Origin of the sequence: Mediterraneibacter sp. 210702-DFI.3.120 (assembly GCF_020561005.1) — a bacterium.
In the GTDB taxonomy this organism is placed as follows: domain Bacteria; phylum Bacillota; class Clostridia; order Lachnospirales; family Lachnospiraceae; genus Mediterraneibacter; species Mediterraneibacter faecis.
In genome coordinates this window covers 17,942-34,916 of sequence record NZ_JAJCNG010000017.1, presented here as the reverse complement: position 1 = coordinate 34,916, position 16,975 = coordinate 17,942, and the positions used below count along the sequence as shown (strand labels likewise).

At 41.8% G+C, this 16,975-nt stretch carries 18 protein-coding genes and 1 other RNA gene; 18 read left to right on the top strand and 1 reads right to left on the bottom strand.

The window, feature by feature from the left end; genetic code table 11:
- Positions 1-14: 14 nt before the first annotated feature.
- The 15 genes from LI162_RS10135 (at position 15) to LI162_RS10065 (ending at position 14,385) form a co-directional block, all read left to right on the top strand.
- Complete coding sequence (locus LI162_RS10135) at positions 15-1,241, top strand: NAD(P)-dependent oxidoreductase (protein ID WP_020436126.1); 1,227 nt, start codon at positions 15-17, stop codon at positions 1,239-1,241.
- Positions 1,234-2,091 (top strand): aldo/keto reductase, encoded by an 858-nt coding sequence (locus LI162_RS10130; protein ID WP_227156464.1) that lies wholly within the window; start codon positions 1,234-1,236, stop codon positions 2,089-2,091. Before LI162_RS10135 ends, LI162_RS10130 begins: the two co-directional genes overlap by 8 nt.
- Positions 2,092-2,323: 232 nt before the next feature.
- A complete protein-coding gene (locus LI162_RS10125) occupies positions 2,324-2,725 on the top strand; it encodes a DUF5300 domain-containing protein (RefSeq protein WP_020436124.1) in 402 nt (133 codons plus the stop codon).
- Between the two features lie 302 nt (positions 2,726-3,027).
- Positions 3,028-3,618, top strand: a complete 591-nt coding sequence (locus tag LI162_RS10120; protein WP_020436123.1) for a Maf family protein — start codon at positions 3,028-3,030, stop codon at positions 3,616-3,618.
- A 772-nt stretch (positions 3,619-4,390) separates the two neighbouring features.
- A complete protein-coding gene (locus tag LI162_RS10115; protein ID WP_055148644.1) occupies positions 4,391-5,050 on the top strand; it encodes a F0F1 ATP synthase subunit A in 660 nt (219 codons plus the stop codon).
- Positions 5,051-5,092: 42 nt separating this feature from the next.
- Positions 5,093-5,317, top strand: a complete 225-nt coding sequence (gene atpE / locus LI162_RS10110) for an ATP synthase F0 subunit C (RefSeq protein ID WP_015527990.1) — start codon at positions 5,093-5,095, stop codon at positions 5,315-5,317.
- A gap of 61 nt (positions 5,318-5,378) precedes the next feature.
- Positions 5,379-5,864, top strand: coding sequence for a F0F1 ATP synthase subunit B (gene atpF, locus LI162_RS10105; protein ID WP_054753251.1), 486 nt, complete (start codon positions 5,379-5,381; stop codon positions 5,862-5,864).
- Positions 5,845-6,381, top strand: coding sequence for an ATP synthase F1 subunit delta (atpH, locus tag LI162_RS10100; protein ID WP_055160490.1), 537 nt, complete (start codon positions 5,845-5,847; stop codon positions 6,379-6,381). Before atpF ends, atpH begins: the two co-directional genes overlap by 20 nt.
- A gap of 5 nt (positions 6,382-6,386) precedes the next feature.
- Positions 6,387-7,895, top strand: a complete 1,509-nt coding sequence (atpA, locus tag LI162_RS10095; protein WP_181984662.1) for a F0F1 ATP synthase subunit alpha — start codon at positions 6,387-6,389, stop codon at positions 7,893-7,895.
- 1 nt (position 7,896) lies between these two features.
- Positions 7,897-8,787 carry an ATP synthase F1 subunit gamma gene (gene atpG / locus LI162_RS10090; RefSeq protein WP_015527988.1) on the top strand — a complete coding sequence of 297 codons (891 nt, stop codon included), beginning with the start codon at positions 7,897-7,899 and terminating at the stop codon, positions 8,785-8,787.
- 73 nt (positions 8,788-8,860) lie between these two features.
- Positions 8,861-10,255, top strand: a complete 1,395-nt coding sequence (gene atpD / locus LI162_RS10085; protein ID WP_015527987.1) for a F0F1 ATP synthase subunit beta — start codon at positions 8,861-8,863, stop codon at positions 10,253-10,255.
- 24 nt (positions 10,256-10,279) lie between these two features.
- Positions 10,280-10,696 carry an ATP synthase F1 subunit epsilon gene (atpC, locus tag LI162_RS10080; RefSeq protein ID WP_227156462.1) on the top strand — a complete coding sequence of 139 codons (417 nt, stop codon included), beginning with the start codon at positions 10,280-10,282 and terminating at the stop codon, positions 10,694-10,696.
- A gap of 217 nt (positions 10,697-10,913) precedes the next feature.
- Positions 10,914-12,533, top strand: coding sequence for a bifunctional diguanylate cyclase/phosphodiesterase (locus LI162_RS10075; protein ID WP_055160481.1), 1,620 nt, complete (start codon positions 10,914-10,916; stop codon positions 12,531-12,533).
- An 89-nt stretch (positions 12,534-12,622) separates the two neighbouring features.
- Positions 12,623-13,432 (top strand): M15 family metallopeptidase, encoded by an 810-nt coding sequence (locus tag LI162_RS10070; RefSeq protein ID WP_055160752.1) that lies wholly within the window; start codon positions 12,623-12,625, stop codon positions 13,430-13,432.
- 65 nt (positions 13,433-13,497) lie between these two features.
- The gene (locus LI162_RS10065) at positions 13,498-14,385 is read left to right on the top strand and encodes a hypothetical protein (RefSeq protein ID WP_227156455.1); all 888 of its coding nucleotides are present in this window, start codon (positions 13,498-13,500) and stop codon (positions 14,383-14,385) included.
- Between the two features lie 78 nt (positions 14,386-14,463).
- Here the strand turns inward: LI162_RS10065 and LI162_RS10060 are convergent, their stop codons facing one another.
- Positions 14,464-15,345: a hypothetical protein gene (locus LI162_RS10060; RefSeq protein WP_117499263.1), complete on the bottom strand. Its 882-nt coding sequence runs from the start codon at positions 15,343-15,345 to the stop codon at positions 14,464-14,466.
- A gap of 99 nt (positions 15,346-15,444) precedes the next feature.
- Between LI162_RS10060 and tadA the strand changes: the two genes are divergently transcribed.
- The 3 genes from tadA (at position 15,445) to LI162_RS10045 (ending at position 16,875) form a co-directional block, all read left to right on the top strand.
- Positions 15,445-15,936: a tRNA adenosine(34) deaminase TadA gene (tadA, locus tag LI162_RS10055; RefSeq protein WP_015527980.1), complete on the top strand. Its 492-nt coding sequence runs from the start codon at positions 15,445-15,447 to the stop codon at positions 15,934-15,936.
- Between the two features lie 87 nt (positions 15,937-16,023).
- Positions 16,024-16,285: signal recognition particle sRNA large type (gene ffs, locus LI162_RS10050), an RNA gene on the top strand.
- Positions 16,286-16,389: 104 nt separating this feature from the next.
- Complete coding sequence (locus LI162_RS10045; protein ID WP_055148618.1) at positions 16,390-16,875, top strand: DUF2798 domain-containing protein; 486 nt, start codon at positions 16,390-16,392, stop codon at positions 16,873-16,875.
- Positions 16,876-16,975 lie beyond the last annotated feature (100 nt).

Here is a 16,975-nt window from a genome sequence, read left to right as displayed (position 1 = left end):
GGAGGAAGAACAGAATGAAATTACATATTATCGACGAGGCAGAACGTTGCCTGAAATGTAAAAAACCACTTTGTCAGCAAGGGTGTCCGATTCATACACCTATCCCACAAATCACTCAATTATTACTTGAAAACCGTTTGATGGAAGCCGGTGAAATCCTTTTTGCAAATAATCCAATGTCCGCTGTCTGCTCCACCGTATGTAACCATGAAAATCAATGTGAAGGCCATTGTGTTTTAGGAAGAAAGAGCAGTCCAATCCATTTTAGCAGTATTGAGAATTTCATTTCAGATTCTTATCTTGACAGGATGGAAGTGCCGAAAATAGAGAAAAACGGAAAGAAAGTAGCGGTGATCGGTTCAGGACCGGCAGGAATTACAGTTGCTATCAAGCTTGCATTAGCAGGTTATAAAGTAACGATTTTTGAAGAACGAAGCAAAATCGGCGGTATGTTGCAGTATGGAATTCCAGAATTCCGTCTTTCAAAATCTATGATCGACCGATACAAAAAGAAAATGGAAGAATTGGGAATCCGGATTCGCCCGAATACCGTGATCGGAAGTGCAATCGTGATCGATAATCTGTTCCGCGACGGATACAGCAGTGTCTTTGTAGGAACAGGAGTATGGAGACCGAAGGCAATCGGAATTAAAGGAGAGAGTCTTGGAAATGCATACTTTGGGATTGATTACCTCAGAAGACCGGAGGCACATCAATTGGGAGAGAAAGTAGCTGTTATCGGTATGGGAAATGTTGCGATGGATGTAGCCAGAACTGCATTGCGTCATGGTGCAAAAGAGGTTACACTGTATGCAAGAGGAAAACGCATTTCCGCAAGCTCTCAAGAGGTGTCTTATACAAAACTGGAGGGCGCAGACTTTGTGTTTGGAAAGGCAATAGAGTCGATCAATGAAGCCGGTCCGATGTTTAAAACAAGTATATTTGATGAAAACAATAAAGTGATCGGATATGAAGAAAAATTAGATCAGGTAGAAGCAGACTCTGTAATCATTTGCGTGAGCCAGGCACCAAAGAATAAGCTGGTACTTACAACGGATCAGTTAAAAACGACAGAGAAGGGACTTCTTCTGACAGATGAGAACTGCATGACAACACATGAAGGTGTTTTTGCGGCAGGAGATGTTGTACAGGGAGCGAATACGGTGGTTCATGCTGTAGAGGAAGCAAAACGGGCTGCTGAAGGGATGATTCGATATATGGAAAGGGAAGAAAATGAGTGATTTATATCTTACATTAAAAAATGGAATGAAAATGCCGCGTCTTGGTATGGGAACCTGGATGCTTGGTGAACATCTGTCAATCTACCAGCAGGAAAAGAAGGCGCTTCAGGCAGGGCTTGATGCAGGATTTACTTTAATAGATATAGCTGAAATGTATGGAAATGGACTTTCAGAGAAATTAATCGGGGATACGATCCAGGGATATTCTCGAGAAAAACTCTTTCTTGTTTCAAAGGTATATCCGCACAATGCAGGACGTCCGCAGATTTATGACAGTATTGACCAGACATTGCATAATCTTAAAACAGATTATCTGGATATGTATCTGTTGCATTGGCGCGGAAGTATTCCGTTGGAAGAAACAGTGGATGCAATGGAAGAACTGGTGAAAAAAGGCAAGATCAGAAGCTGGGGCGTATCCAATCTGGATACATCAGATATGAAAGAACTGTTTTCAGTTCCCAATGGAGATCACTGTCAGGTGGATCAGGTATTGTATCATCTGGGATCCCGTGGGATAGAGTATGATCTGATGCCCTGGCTGGAAGAACATCAGACACCGATTATGGCGTATTGCCCACTTGCACAGGCTGGAAGCCTGCAAAGAAGCTTGTTAAAGAACAAAGAAGTGCAGAAAATAGCAAAAGCTCGTGGCATTACACCGATGCAGGTACTTCTCGCATTTGTTCTTCAGAAAGACCAGGTGATTGCAATTCCAAGAAGCGGCAGAACAGAGCATGTACTTCAGAACTGGGCAGTAAAAGATGTTATCCTTACAGACGAAGAATACGCTGCTCTTGACCGTGCATTTCCTGCACCGGAGCATAAGACCTATTTGGATATTGTATAGAATAAGCTGTGAGAAGAAGTATTGTGAAAATATAACAAAAACGTGTGGAAACGATTACATTGTCTTGAAATAAACAATGTTTGTCAACGAAATCAATGACAAAACGATGAAAAACAGAAAAAAATTAAGTGAATCTGTCTCTAGAAAAAGAAATCTCTGAATGCTATTCTGTTAGTGTAATAAAGGAAAATAAGAATAGAAATTTTAAAGAGAGTTTATAGGAGGCAGGGGAATGAGAAGAGTTTTGCAGAATCTGATCATCGCATTTACAGTTATCTTTTTGTTTACAGGCATGTTTTTATATAGAAAATCAGAATATGTGGAAGCAAGTGGACAGTATACAAGTAACATAACAATCCGTAACACTTCACCGCTTGAACTGGAAAATGTTCAGGTTAAGTTCAACGGAGCAGAAACAGTAACAATCGGGGCAATGCAGTCTGGAGAGAAAAGAGTGATTGAGATTCCGGAAGAAGCAAAACCGGCAGTTACAGTCCAGGTGAGCGGAATATCTGATCTGGCCGGAAAATTCGCCGGACATTTCAGCGGAAGAATCACAGACGGAACAGAAGCTGTGATTTATCTTGAAGAAGATATGACACTTGGAGTTTCATCGAATGTGATAGATGATTGAAGAGAACAAGACTTATAAATTTCAAAGTCTTTCATAATATGAAGAGAGTGGACAGCAGAAATTAGTTTTGCTGTCCACTCTTTTTATGATATTATGTAATTGTTCAGAGCCAAGCAAAATTAAAAAAACAGGTATAAAATGCTTGCATTTTTAAGACTGTTTTTTAAATTTTATTTGGCGGATACGCCACACCGACGAAATGCGTAGCATTTTGGAGGTTGGCTCTGAACAGTTATGCTATTATGAAGAAAGAAATGACATCGGTGAAAATTATATTATAATAATAGAAAAGGATAATGATAATGAATCAGAAAATCATTCTTGCATCAGCATCTCCGCGCAGACGAGAGCTGCTTGCGCAAATCGGTTTAGAATTTGAGGTAAAGGTAAGTAATAAAGAGGAAGTCTATACAAGTACAAAACCACAGAAGATTGTAGAAGAACTTGCATTGATGAAAGCAGAAAATGTTGCATCTGATCTTCAGGCAGAGGGAGTAGAATTGAAAAATACAATTGTGATCGGAGCAGATACAATCGTTGTACGTGACGAAGAAATCCTTGGCAAGCCAAAGAATGAAGATCATGCATATGAGATTCTTCTAAGCCTTCAGGGAAGAGCACATGAAGTCTATACAGGTGTTGCAATTCTTTCCTATAATAATGCAGGCGAGAAAGAAATCATTAACCATGCGGTAGAGACAAAGGTTCATGTGCATGAGATGAACGAAGAAGAAATCCGTGCGTATATCGCAACCGGAGATCCGATGGATAAGGCGGGAGCTTATGGAATCCAGGGAAGCTTTGCGGCGTATATAGATGGAATCGAAGGGGACTACTATAATGTGGTTGGACTGCCGGTATCATATGTTTACCAGCAATTGAAAAAACACTAAACATATATTGTTACATTTGTAATTAGTTTGCAAATAGCTAGACGGAGATGACAGCGACAATTAGCCTGAATGGATGCTCAACCATCAAAAAAGAGAAGACCCCTCATGAGTTGGCGGCTCATGAGGGGTCATTTTTGTGTGAATATGTCATATTCATCTCTTTTCTTAGCTGCAATTACTATAGCACATAATCGTAGCCAAAACAAGTATATGTTGAAAAATAAAATTTTATTTATCACACCATATGCTATGGTTTGAAAATGGGTGCTTTTCTTTTGAGAAAACAAAATCGTAACAAAAATGTAACATCTGTTTTTGCTATTATTCTGAAAAGGATACGAAAAACAGGAGAAAAATTATCATTAATATACAAATTAAGACAAAGTGTCTATGAAATTTTTTTTGAATCGTACAAATGTACAGAAATAAAAACAATTTTATTGTGGAAAATGCGCATAAAAAAAGAGCGGATTCTAAAATAAGAGCGAAAAACGGTTAAAAAAGTAATAAAAAATAGACAAAACGTAGAATAAAAAAAGAGCAAATTGAAATAAAAAAAGAGTTTTTTTTATGAATTTAACTTGTTGAAGTGGAACGTTGACAAAGAGAAAACATGGGAGTAATATTTAGTCAACTTTTCGGAGAACATGACGTTTTAATGCGATTATAAGCAGTAACATTTGCCATGCTGTATACGAAAAGTGACAAAATACAGCAATATACATTAGGTAGAAAGGGAGGGAGCAATACGGGAAATCTGGCAGACAATCTTATGGAAGAACTGAATTGTGAGAAAGTGTTCACACTTCCGGTTCTTGGCGGGATCAATGAATCTGTAGTAGTTACCTGGATCATCATGGCAGTGCTTGTGATAGCATCCATTATCCTGGTAAGAAACTTAAAGGTTGAGAATCCCGGAAAAGTGCAGTTGGCTCTCGAAGCCGGTATCGGCGCCGCTGAGGACTTCTTTGTCGGAGTACTTGGGAAAGAGAACAAGGGCTATGTACCGTATCTGATTACGGTTCTGTTATATCTCGCCTGTTCAAACACAATTGCACCATTGTTTGGCTTTAAGCCTCCGACGAAAGACCTGAACGTGACGGCAGCCCTGGCAATCATGAGTATGTGTCTCATTGAATTCTCAGGTATCCGCAAGAATGGATTCGGACATTGGGCAAAGCATTTTGCACAGCCGATTCCAATTGTAGCACCGATCATGATTCTGGAAATCGTCATCCGGCCGTTGTCGCTTTGTATGCGACTCTTTGGTAACATGCTGGCGGGATTCGTAGTCATGGAACTTTTGAAAGCAATCGTTCCACTGATCATTCCGATTCCAATCAGTTTTTACTTTGATATTTTCGACGGCCTACTTCAGGCATACGTATTTGTATTCCTGACATCTCTGTTTATGAATGAAGAGATGGAGTAAGAACTTAACACATTCTATTGAAAAGAAAAGGAGATTAAAATTATGTCAACACTTATTGCTATTGGAGCAGCTATCGCAGTATTCACAGGTATCGGAGCAGGTATCGGTATCGGACATGCAACAGGTAAAGCAGTAGAAGCTATTGCAAGACAGCCAGAGGCAGAAAGCAAGATCAGTAAGAACCTTATCCTTGGATGTGCTCTTGCAGAGGCAACAGCTATCTACGGTTTCATCATTGGTATCCTGATCATCTTCTTCCTGAAATAAGAAACGAAAAGAATCTTATGAAAATGATGGAAGCAGATAACAGGAAAGGCAGGTGTAAAAGGTGCTTCAGTTAAATATGAACCTTGTCTATACCATTATCAACCTTATTGTTCTCTTCCTCCTGTTGAGACATTTTCTGATCAAACCGGTGAGTGATATCATGGAGAAGCGCAGACAGATGATCGCAGATGGTCTTCAGGGTGCACAGGATGCACAGAGTGATGCGCAGAAGATGAAACAGGAATATGAAGATGCTTTAAAGGGAGCAAAGCTTGAATCAGCAGCGATTGTTGAGAAGGCACGCTCAGAGGCTAAGACAGAGTATGACCGCATCGTAAGTGAAGCAGGAAGCAAGGCCGGAGATCTTCTGGAAGCTGCAAAAGAGAATGTACGTATTGAGCGTGAGAAGACAATGAAAGATCTTCAGACTCAGATTGCAGGACTGGCTATGGCATCCGCTGAGAAGATCGTGGGAGACAAAGAGCAGAACATTTATGACCAGTTTTTGGGAGAAGTAGGTGGGACAGATGAAGACACAGACAAGTAAGAGTCAGATTTACTGCCCAATGGCAGCAATCAGATATGCACGTGTCCTGTATGAAGTAGGTGTCCCAAAAGAAGCTGTACAGAAAACACGTGAGATTTTTGAGGAAGTACCGCAGCTTCACGAGATTTTCGCGAATCCTACCATTGAACTTCAGAAAAAAATGAATGTGGTAGACAGAGTATTTCCAAAGGAGATAAAAAATTTCCTTAAAGTAGCGTGCAGATATCAGAGAATGGATCTGATCGAAGATATCTTCACAGCATATGACAGATACTGTGATGAACAGAATCAGGTTCTGAACGCAGTTCTGACATGTATTCAGCCTCCGACGGAGGAACAGAAAAAAGGAATGGAGGCGTTCCTTTGCAAGAAATATGGCGCAAATCGTGCTAAAATCGAAGTTCGCCAGGACAAAGCACTGCTTGGAGGATTTATTCTCCGGGTTGGCAGTGATGAGTATGACTGGAGTATGAAAGGACGCCTGAACAGATTAGAACAAAGATTGACCTGGAGGTGAACAAGGTGAGTTCAATCAATTCAGATGAAATTATTTCTATCCTGAAAGAAGAAATAGAGAATTTTGATACAATGAGTAAGGACAGTGAAGTAGGTACTGTTGTTACTGTCGGCGATGGTATCGCCACAATCTACGGGATTGATCACGCCATGTACGGGGAAATCGTTACTTTTGAAAACGGCCTTAAGGGAATGGTACAGGATATTCGTAAGAATGAGATCGGATGTATCCTTCTTGGAAGTGACACAGGAATCCGTGAAGGCACAAAGGTAGCCCGTACAGGAAAGAAAGCAGGCGTTCCGGTTGGAGACGCTTATGTAGGAAGAGTTGTCAACGCCATTGGTGAGGCGATTGACGGAAAAGGTGAGATCAAATCTGACGACTATCGCCCAATCGAGAATGAGGCACCTGGAATTGTTGATCGTAAGTCAGTAAGCGTTCCGCTTGAGACAGGTATCCTTTCCATCGATGCAATGTTCCCAATCGGCCGTGGACAGCGTGAGCTGATCATCGGAGACCGTCAGACAGGAAAGACATCCATTGCACTGGATACAATCCTGAATCAGAAAGGCAAAGATGTGATCTGTGTTTATGTTGCAATCGGACAGAAAGCATCTACAGTAGCCAAAGTTGTTAACACATTACAGACACACGGAGCAATGGATTATACGATCATCGTATCTTCCACAGCAAGTGACTGTGCTCCGCTTCAGTATATTGCACCATATGCAGGAACTGCTATGGCAGAGTACTTTATGCACAAGGGAAAAGATGCACTGATCATTTATGATGATCTTTCCAAGCATGCGGTTGCATACCGTGCACTTTCTCTTCTGCTTGGACGTTCTCCGGGACGTGAGGCATATCCTGGAGACGTATTCTACCTGCATTCAAGACTTCTGGAGAGATCCAGCCGTTTGAGTGATGAGATGGGCGGAGGTTCTATCACAGCACTTCCAATCATTGAAACACAGGCAGGAGATGTATCAGCATATATTCCGACAAATGTTATTTCCATTACAGATGGACAGATCTTCCTAGAGAGTGGACTTTTCGCATCAGGAATGAGACCGGCGGTCAACGTTGGACTTTCCGTATCCCGTGTTGGTGGTGCAGCTCAGACAAAAGCAATGAAGAAAGCATCAGGAAGTATTCGTATCGATCTGGCGCAGTATCGTGAGATGGAAGTCTTCACACAGTTCAGTTCAGATCTTGATGCAGCTACGAAGGAAGAACTGGAATATGGAAGTGGTCTGATGGAACTTCTGAAACAGCCACTGTATCATCCACTTTCCTTGCATGAGAAAGTAATTACACTGTGTGCAGCAACACATAAAGTACTCTTAGGTGTTGAGAAGACAAAAATCAAACAGTTCCAGTATGATATGCTTCAGATGTTCGAGACAGAGCATCCGGAAATCGGTCAGGAAATCGAAGAGAAGAAAGTCCTGACAGAGGAACTGATCGACAAGATCGTAGAGACAGCGAAGGAATTCAAGAAGAGCAGGTGTTAATATGGCAAATATCAGAGAGATACAGAGCAGAATCAACAGTGTCAAAGACACAATGAAGATTACCAATGCAATGTATATGATCTCTTCTTCCAAACTGACACAGGCGAGAAAGAAGCTGGCAGATACAGAGCCATATTTCTATGCACTGCAGGGTGAGATCAGCCGTATTTTACGTCATCTACCAGAATTACATCATAGTTATTTCAACAAGAGGGAAAACATTCCGGCAGAGGAACGTAAGATTGGATCGATCGTTATCACGGCGGACAAGGGACTGGCCGGTGCATACAATCACAATATTGTGAAGCTTGAGGAAGAGATTCTTTCCAAGCCGGGTCAGCATAAGCTTTTTGTTGTGGGAGAGCTTGGACGTCATTATTTCGCAAAGAAGGATGTAGATATTGATACAAACTTCCGTTACACAGTTCAGAAGCCGACCATGCATCGTGCCCGTGACATCTCAGCGGTTATTCTGGATCAGTTTAACAATCATGAGCTGGATGAAGTTTACGTAGTATATACACGAATGGAAAATGCAGTTCAGTCAGAGGCAGAAGTGTTAAAACTTCTTCCACTCGAGAGAGGGGACTTTGGCGAAATGAAGATGCCTTTGAATATGTATCGCGAGGAAATCGAACTAAATCCATCTCCTATGGATGTCATGAACAGTATTGTACCAAGTTATATCAACGGTATGATCTACGGATGTCTGGTTGAGGCTTATGCCAGTGAGCATAATGCCCGTATGATGGCAATGAAGTCAGCAACAGACAGTGCACAGGATCTGATCAAAGATCTGTCAATCCTCTATAACAGAGCAAGACAGGCTGCGATCACACAGGAGATCACAGAGGTTTGTGCCGGCGCAAGAGCTCAGCAGAAGAAGAGTTAAAATGTCGAGATGCGTTACAGACAGCAGGTTGTTGCAGTTTGTAATGACTGAAATATAGAAAGAGAGAGAGAACATGAATAAAGGACGAATTGTACAGGTTATGGGACCTGTCGTTGACGTAGTGTTTGAAAACGGTGATCTTCCTTTTATCAAAGATGCTCTTGAAGTTGATAATAATGGAAAGAAATGCATCATGGAGGTTGCACAGCACCTTGGAAATAATGAGGTGCGCTGCCTGATGCTTGCTGCAAGTGAAGGACTTTGCAAAGATATGGAAGTTACTGCAACAGGAGCCGGTATTCAGGTTCCTGTCGGCGAGCAGACACTTGGAAGATTATTTAATGTACTCGGCGAGACAATTGATAACGGAGAGCCGATTACAGATTCTAAAAAATGGGTAATTCACAGACAGCCGCCTACATTCGAGGATCAGAGCCCGGTAGTAGAGATCCTTGAGACAGGTATTAAAGTTATCGACCTTCTTGCTCCTTATGCAAAAGGTGGTAAGATTGGTCTGTTCGGTGGTGCCGGTGTAGGTAAGACCGTGCTGATTCAGGAATTGATCCGTAACATTGCAACAGAGCATGGCGGATATTCCATTTTTACAGGAGTTGGAGAGCGTTCCCGTGAGGGTAACGACCTCTGGACAGAGATGAAAGAATCCGGAGTACTGGAGAAAACGGCCCTGGTATTCGGACAGATGAATGAGCCACCTGGAGCTCGTATGCGTGTCGCTGAGACAGGACTTACAATGGCAGAATATTTCCGTGATGAGCAGCATCAGAACGTGCTTCTCTTTATCGATAATATTTTCCGTTTTACACAGGCTGGATCTGAGGTATCAGCTCTTCTTGGACGTATGCCTTCAGCCGTAGGTTATCAGCCGACACTGGCAACAGAAATGGGTGAACTTCAGGAGCGTATCGCATCTACAAAGAACGGTTCTGTAACATCGGTTCAGGCAGTATATGTACCGGCCGACGACCTGACAGACCCGGCTCCGGCAACAACATTTGCCCACCTGGATGCAACAACCGTACTTTCCAGAAAGATCGTTGAGCAGGGTATTTATCCGGCCGTAGATCCGCTGGAGTCAAGCTCCCGTATCCTGGAAGCAGACGTTGTAGGAGAAGAACATTACGAAGTAGCCAACAAGGTGATCGCAATTCTTCAGAAATATAAAGAACTGCAGGATATCATTGCAATCCTTGGTATGGAAGAGCTTTCAGATGAGGATAAAGCAACTGTTATGCGTGCAAGAAAGATTCAGAAATTCCTGTCCCAGCCATTCTTCGTAGCAGAGACATTTACAGGAATTCCTGGAAAATATGTACCATTAAAAGAGACAATCCGTGGATTTAAGATGATCATCGATGGAGAGATGGATGCTTATCCGGAAAACGCTTTCTTCAATGTCGGAACAATTGATGATGTAATTGCCAAGGCAAAAGAGATGGAAGAAGAGTAATTGTTGAAATAGGAGAATGTGCATATGGATACATTTGGTCTGAAAATCATAGCAAGTGATGGTGTATTCTACGAAGGTCGTTGTAAGAAGCTGATCATTCCGGCTCCGGATGGAGAAAAGGGAATTCTTGCAAATCATGAGAATATGGCAATCGCTGTGAATGTCGGAGTTGCACATATGAGTCTGGACGGCGAAGATTGGAAAGACATTGCAGTGGGCGTGGGATTTGTTGAAATCGTAAACAACCGAGTTACACTGATTGTTGATACAGCCGAGAAACCAGAAGACATCGATGTGCGACGAGCACAGGAGCAGAAAGAGCGTGCAGAGGAAAGGTTACGTCAGCAGCAGAGTATCCAGCAGTATTATCATACGCAGGCATCTCTGGCAAGAGCGATGAACCGACTTCGTGTTTCACAGGATAAAAAGTGGAATTTATAGATTTCGAGAGCATGTAGATGTGCAGGGATCAGAAGTACCTGCAGGATATATCATTTAATTATAGAAGAGGGACAGATTTTCCAGAATGGGAAATCCCCCTCTTTTTTACATTTAAAAGTGAATTGCGAAACTTTTTTGTATTGCATTTTAATTCGTAGTATAATACAATAATCTTATCTGAGTGTCTAAAATTATAGAAAGACAGAGGAAAAACGATATGAGTGATAGAAAAAAGCCACGATCTCTTTCAGAAATCGTAAATGATGTACTTCGTGCGGTACGTGATTATTATGATTCAGAATACGTGTACTATATTGAGAAAGAGTATGGGGATATTGAGACTATCTTTGAGTGGTGTGCAGAGAATGTTCCATGGCAGAGAGATAAGATAAAGATGCTTCCGGAAGAACAGCAGCCAAAGTGGATGAAGCAGGAGATTACAAATTCAACAGAGGCCGATTACAGTGTGAGTTTGCAGCTGGATGAGAATACAGTAGCAATTCTTGCAGCAGTTGGAGTTCACCGGGGCGGATGTGATGTTGGATTGCTTCGTACGGTGATTCCGTATATACCGCAGGCAATCACTCTTCATAAACTCCAGAAACAACAGGAGTATCTCAGTTATCATGATAATCTGACAGGAGTACTTAACAGAAATAGTTTTGTTGCATATCTGGATCATGTGGAACCGGAAGAATTGAAGACATTGGGAGCTCTTTCTGTAGACATTAATGGACTGAAGAATTTTAATAAAGAATTTGGCAGAGATTATGGAGATGAAGTTGTCACCAGAGTTGGTGAAGTGCTTTCGGAGTATTTCCATAATGGTAATGTATACAGAATGACAGGAGATGAGTATCTGGTTCTTGTAGAGAACGCTTCATATGAAGATTTCACACAACAGGTACATAGTGCATATACAAAGCTTGAGAACATAAGTCTGGGACTGGTTTCAGTAGGGTATGCCTGGGGAAAAGTAGACATAGATGTGAATGGTCTTGTGATCAGTGCAGAGAATATGATGCGGGAAGAGAAAAAGAAGTATTATAAAAATCTGCGTAAAGGTCATCATGAGCCAATCATCAAAAAGGATCTTCTGGAGGATATTGAACAGAAGAATTTTATTGTATGTCTGGTACCGAAGATTGATGTGCAGACCGGAGAAATTGCAGGTGCTGAAGCGATTGTCAGATATCATCATAAGGATCTTGGAATTATGGATCCGGGAAGATATATTAATCTTCTGGAAGAGACAAGGTTGTCACATTATCTCGATCTCTATATATTTGAACAGGTATGTCAGATCCTTCATAAGTGGGAGACAGAAGGAATCCAGATGGTGCCGATTTCAGTAAACTTTGCAGGTGAAACATTGAGGCAGGAGAACATTGCGGATCAGATGAGTACGCTGATTGAAAAATATCAGGTATTATGCGAATATTTGGAAGTAGAAGTATCCGAATCTTATACAGATACGAATCAGGAGATGCTGGCGGCATCATGCAGTAAGATCAGAAAAGCGAATGTTCGCGTAGTATTGGATCATTTCGGAGCTAAGAATTCCAGCTTTTCGATTCTGTCCATTATGGATTTTGATGGATTGAAGCTGGATGAGAGCCTGATTACAAATCTGGTTGGAAACAGAAGAAGCAGAGTGGTAGCAAAGGCCGTAATTGATATTTGTCATCAATTGGGATGTTCTGTTCTTGCGGAGAGTGTTGAAACACAGGATCAGCTGAATGTTCTTCAGGAATTAGGATGCGATTATGCACAGGGAACATTATTTAATAAACCGATCAAAGTGGAGACATTTGAAGTGCGATATCTGAAGGAATAGGATGATCTGCCGGGGGGATGAAACGGAAAAGATTCTAAATATTACAGAGGATAAGATGAAAAATACAGATGGAGTTGAAATTAAATAAGATGAATAAAGTATTGTTCAGAGACAGAGCAAAGAAACTAATGCTTACAGGTGCTTTGGCAGGAGTAATTGCAGGAGTGGCAATTACTTCAGGAATCTCCTCAATTACATTGAAAAAAGCTGAAAAGAAGTTGGAAATCAGCAATGCAAAATTACAGGAGCAGACAAAGAAGAACGAAGAACTGCAGGCAGAGTTAGACAGAGAAGAAGTAACAGAAAATACTGCAGAGTTGCTGGCAAGTGATGATGACCGGTGGTGTCTTGCACTTGTGAATGAGAAGCATCCATTGGATACTTCTTATGTGCCGGCGAAGCTGACGGAGATAAGTGGTGGAAAACAGGTAGATTCCAGGATGGCAGACAGTCTGAATAAGATGCTGGATGATGCGAAGAAGGCAGGACTCAGCATGTATGTGACATCAGGATATCGTTCTTATGAGAAGCAGAGAGATGTCTTTAATACGACGATGCAGGACTGGATCAATCAGGGATATACACCGTTAAATGCGTATGATGAGACAAAAAAATCAGTTGCAATTCCAGGAACAAGCGAGCATGCAACTGGTCTTGCGGTTGACATTATGTCGACAAAGTACGGGGAGCTTGATGAGAAACAGGGAGATACAGAAGAGCAAAAGTGGTTGATGGAACATTGTTCAGAGTATGGTTTTGTTCTTCGGTTTCCGCAGGATAAATCTGATATTACAGGAATTGTATATGAGCCGTGGCATTATCGTTATGTGGGAGTAGATGCTGCAAAAGAGATGACAGAGAATGGACTTACTTTGGAAGAATATGATTCTGCAAATTAAGTGAAAAACTGTTCTGATCGACAGATAAGAGAGAAGTATAAATAATACATAAGGAGGAGAAGTAAATGGAAGATTTAACATTTGGAGAACAGGTGAAAATCGTCCTGGGAAGAAAAGGAATGACAATCAAAGAACTGGCGGAGACGATTGAGAAAGAGACAGGAAAGAAGATGTCCCGCCAGAATTTAACACAGCGTCTTGGAAGGGATAATTTTCAGGAACAGGATATGAGATTGATCGCATCTATTTTGGGCTGTCCGTTTCAGCTGAGTATCATGTCGGGAGAGATTACAGAGAGCGCAGCCGGACGTATCAGGAAGCAGGAAGTAAAATGGAATGAACAGGAACAGCCGGAAGAGAGCTTTTCAGAGGAAACGGTGGAGACAGAGAAGGAAGAACAGCAGCTTACAGGTGAAGAACGTGACATGACGATCGGTGAGATTTATGATATGCATGAAGAACTTGCTGAACTTGAAAAGAATGCAGTAGAAGCAGAGCCAACTGAAGATGTCAGAGAAGATCTTCAGACAGAAGAAGAGGAATATAAGGAAGAGCTTCAGGAAGTGCCGGAATCAGATCAGGAAGAAGAAAACTCTGTGGAACCAGAAGTTTCCTATACGGAAGATTATGATCAGCCGGCAGAGGAAGAAGCAGAACCATATGAAGAAGCAGAAGTTACATCCTATGAGACACAGCCGGTAGAGCCGGTGCAGGAAGAGGCAACATACGAAGAGCCTGTACAGGAAGAAGTTGGAGACATTAATCCACATACGGGAAGAGAATATGAATCCAACAGCGTACGTATGCATCCGAAAAGAATTGGATATGTGCAGGTTTATGACCGTGCAAATCATAAATGGACAGATATGACAGAATGGGCATTCCTCGGATATCAGGAACGCAAGAAAGTACTTCTTGGAGAGGATTACGAACCGCCAATTTATCTGGATTAAAATTAAAATTGATAGAGAAAAGAAGTGCATCCGCTGTGAACGCTTCCTTTCTCTATCTTTTTCCTTTCTTTTTAAGAATCACATTAAGTATCGACACCAGTGACCGAAAGATTCAGAGTTTTCACATTCATCTTCGGTAAGTTCCAGAATAGAGATGTAAGAACTGGTAAATTGAGGAAAGCCGAACAAGTTAGCCATATGTGCTTCTCTGGGATCGTAAAGACCGGGAACGCCAAGCCAAAGATGATCCTTTTCTTTGATTAGGAGAAGGTGATGATAATTATGACAGCCATGCAGAAGAAAACTATTGTTGGCAAGTGGCCAGAATCTGCGCGGAAGTGTGGAAATCTCTGCGTGTGTGATTTTTCTGGCTTGAATTGAAGTGTCCTGAATTGCAGTCACCTCAGTTGGTGTCACCTCAGTTGGTACCTCTTCAGTTGAAGCAGCATCAATAGAAGCGTCAGATAATGCTGCTTCGGATACAGTCTCAGATACAGTGTCTTCTGTTATGAGGGATTCTTCCGAAAGGGATGGATTCTCAGGTTCAGAGGATAAACTCTCTTCTGTTGATAAAGAGCAATCAGAAAAAGAATAAAAATCCGGCAGAGGTACAGCGGAGGCAATCCAATGCTGTGATCGATTCTGGGTGATGGAGAAAATAATGAACCCATCAATGTGTTTAAGAGTTCTTTTATGTGGAAAACGTTCCCCGGAAATGACCAGTTGTGTGGATAAGTTCTGACCAGAGCACTGAAGAAGTGCAACCGGAGAACCTATAAGTGTTTGATTTTCGAGAATAAATGCATGGACTTCCAACTGTTCTCCAGGGACAATCGGAAGATTTTTAACATGAAGTGTTAAGAGATAAGAATAATTATGTGATGAAATTTGTAGAAAACCAAGATTTCTGCGGCGGCAGCAGGATTCGTACTCATATAAATAATAACTTCCCGGATTCATAGCAAGCCCCTGAAAAGAATTTTTCTATATAGTTTATTCAGAATGAAAAGGAATATTAATGCTATTTTTATACAATAACCGAAAGGAAACAAAATGAGGATGACAACGGATGAAAAATATATGCGTGCGGCCTTAAAACAGGCAGAGAAAGCGTATAATCTGGGAGAAACCCCGATTGGTTGCGTGATCGTTCATGAAGATAAGATTATTGCACGCGGTTATAACCGACGGAATACAGACAAGAATCCACTGGCACATGCTGAGGTCGCAGCAATCAAGAAAGCAAGCAAAAAGCTTGGTGACTGGCGTCTGGAAGAATGTACATTGTATGTGACATTAGAGCCATGTCAGATGTGTGCAGGTGCAATTGTCCAGTCCCGTATACCAAGAGTGGTTGTCGGGTGTATGAATCCGAAAGCAGGATGTACAGGTTCCATTCTGAATCTACTGGATATCCAGGCATTTAACCATCAGGCAGATCTTACAACAGGCGTATTGGAAGAAGAATGCAGCCAGTTGATGAAGCAGTTTTTCAGAGAACTCAGGGAAGCCAGGAAGATGAAGAAAAAAGCAGAAGCACAGAGTCTGTAACACAGAGGTATAAAATCATGTGGAATCTTGTGCAAAAGAAAGAGCAGCATACTTGACAAGCATTCATTTATCATGTAAAATAATAATCCGTGCAGCCGGGGTGGTAGCGGTACCTTGAACCTGCAATCCGCTATAGCAGGGGTGATATTGCGCAGAGGGCGACAGTCTGCAGGGCTGCCCCCGGAAAGTGACGTTGACGTCTGGGTCTCACGCGACGGGACTCTGTGAACCGTGTCAGGTCGGGAACGGAGCAGCACTAAGCAGAACCTCTCGGGTGCCGTGAGGGTGCCTGGGCTGAGTTAACTACCGGGGTAACGCTTGTGGGCCAAGTTCGAAGCGCAATGCACGTAAAAAAGAATAGAATGGTATTTATATTGGAAACGATACATTCCCTCCGGAATGATGAACGAACAACACAATCTGTTACGCTTATCATGATAGGAGGATTTTTTTATGCCAAAAAATAAGTTTCAAGAAGTAATTTTCACAATCATGATGGTTTTTGTCATGGTTTATGCAATGATCTGCTACAACATCTCCCTGAATATGGGAGGAATGAGTAATGAGGTCTTTCTGGCAGCATTCCATGAACTTATCATCATGGGACCGATTGCTTTCATTCTGGATTTCTTTCTCGTAGGACCGATTGCAAAGAAGAAAGCATTTATGATCGTGAACCCACAGAAAGATAATCCGTTTATGATCGTGCTGGCGATATCCGTTTTATCCATCATTGGAATGTGCCCGCTGATGAGCCTTGCAGCAACACTGCTCTTTAAGGATGCAGGAAATCAGATGATTGCTGTGTGGTTCCAGACAACAGTATTCAATTTCCCAATGGCATTCTTCTGGCAGTTGTGCTTCGCAGGACCGATTGTCAGAAAAGTATTTGGGGTTATTTTCCGTGAGGAGCAGAAAGAAGAGGTGGCTTTTGATTAAAGCTGCAAAATAAGGGAAAGCTATCATACGATAATCTGACACAATTTGTGTTGTTATCGTAAACGATAGCTTTCCCTTTTTTGTTATATACACAACTTCA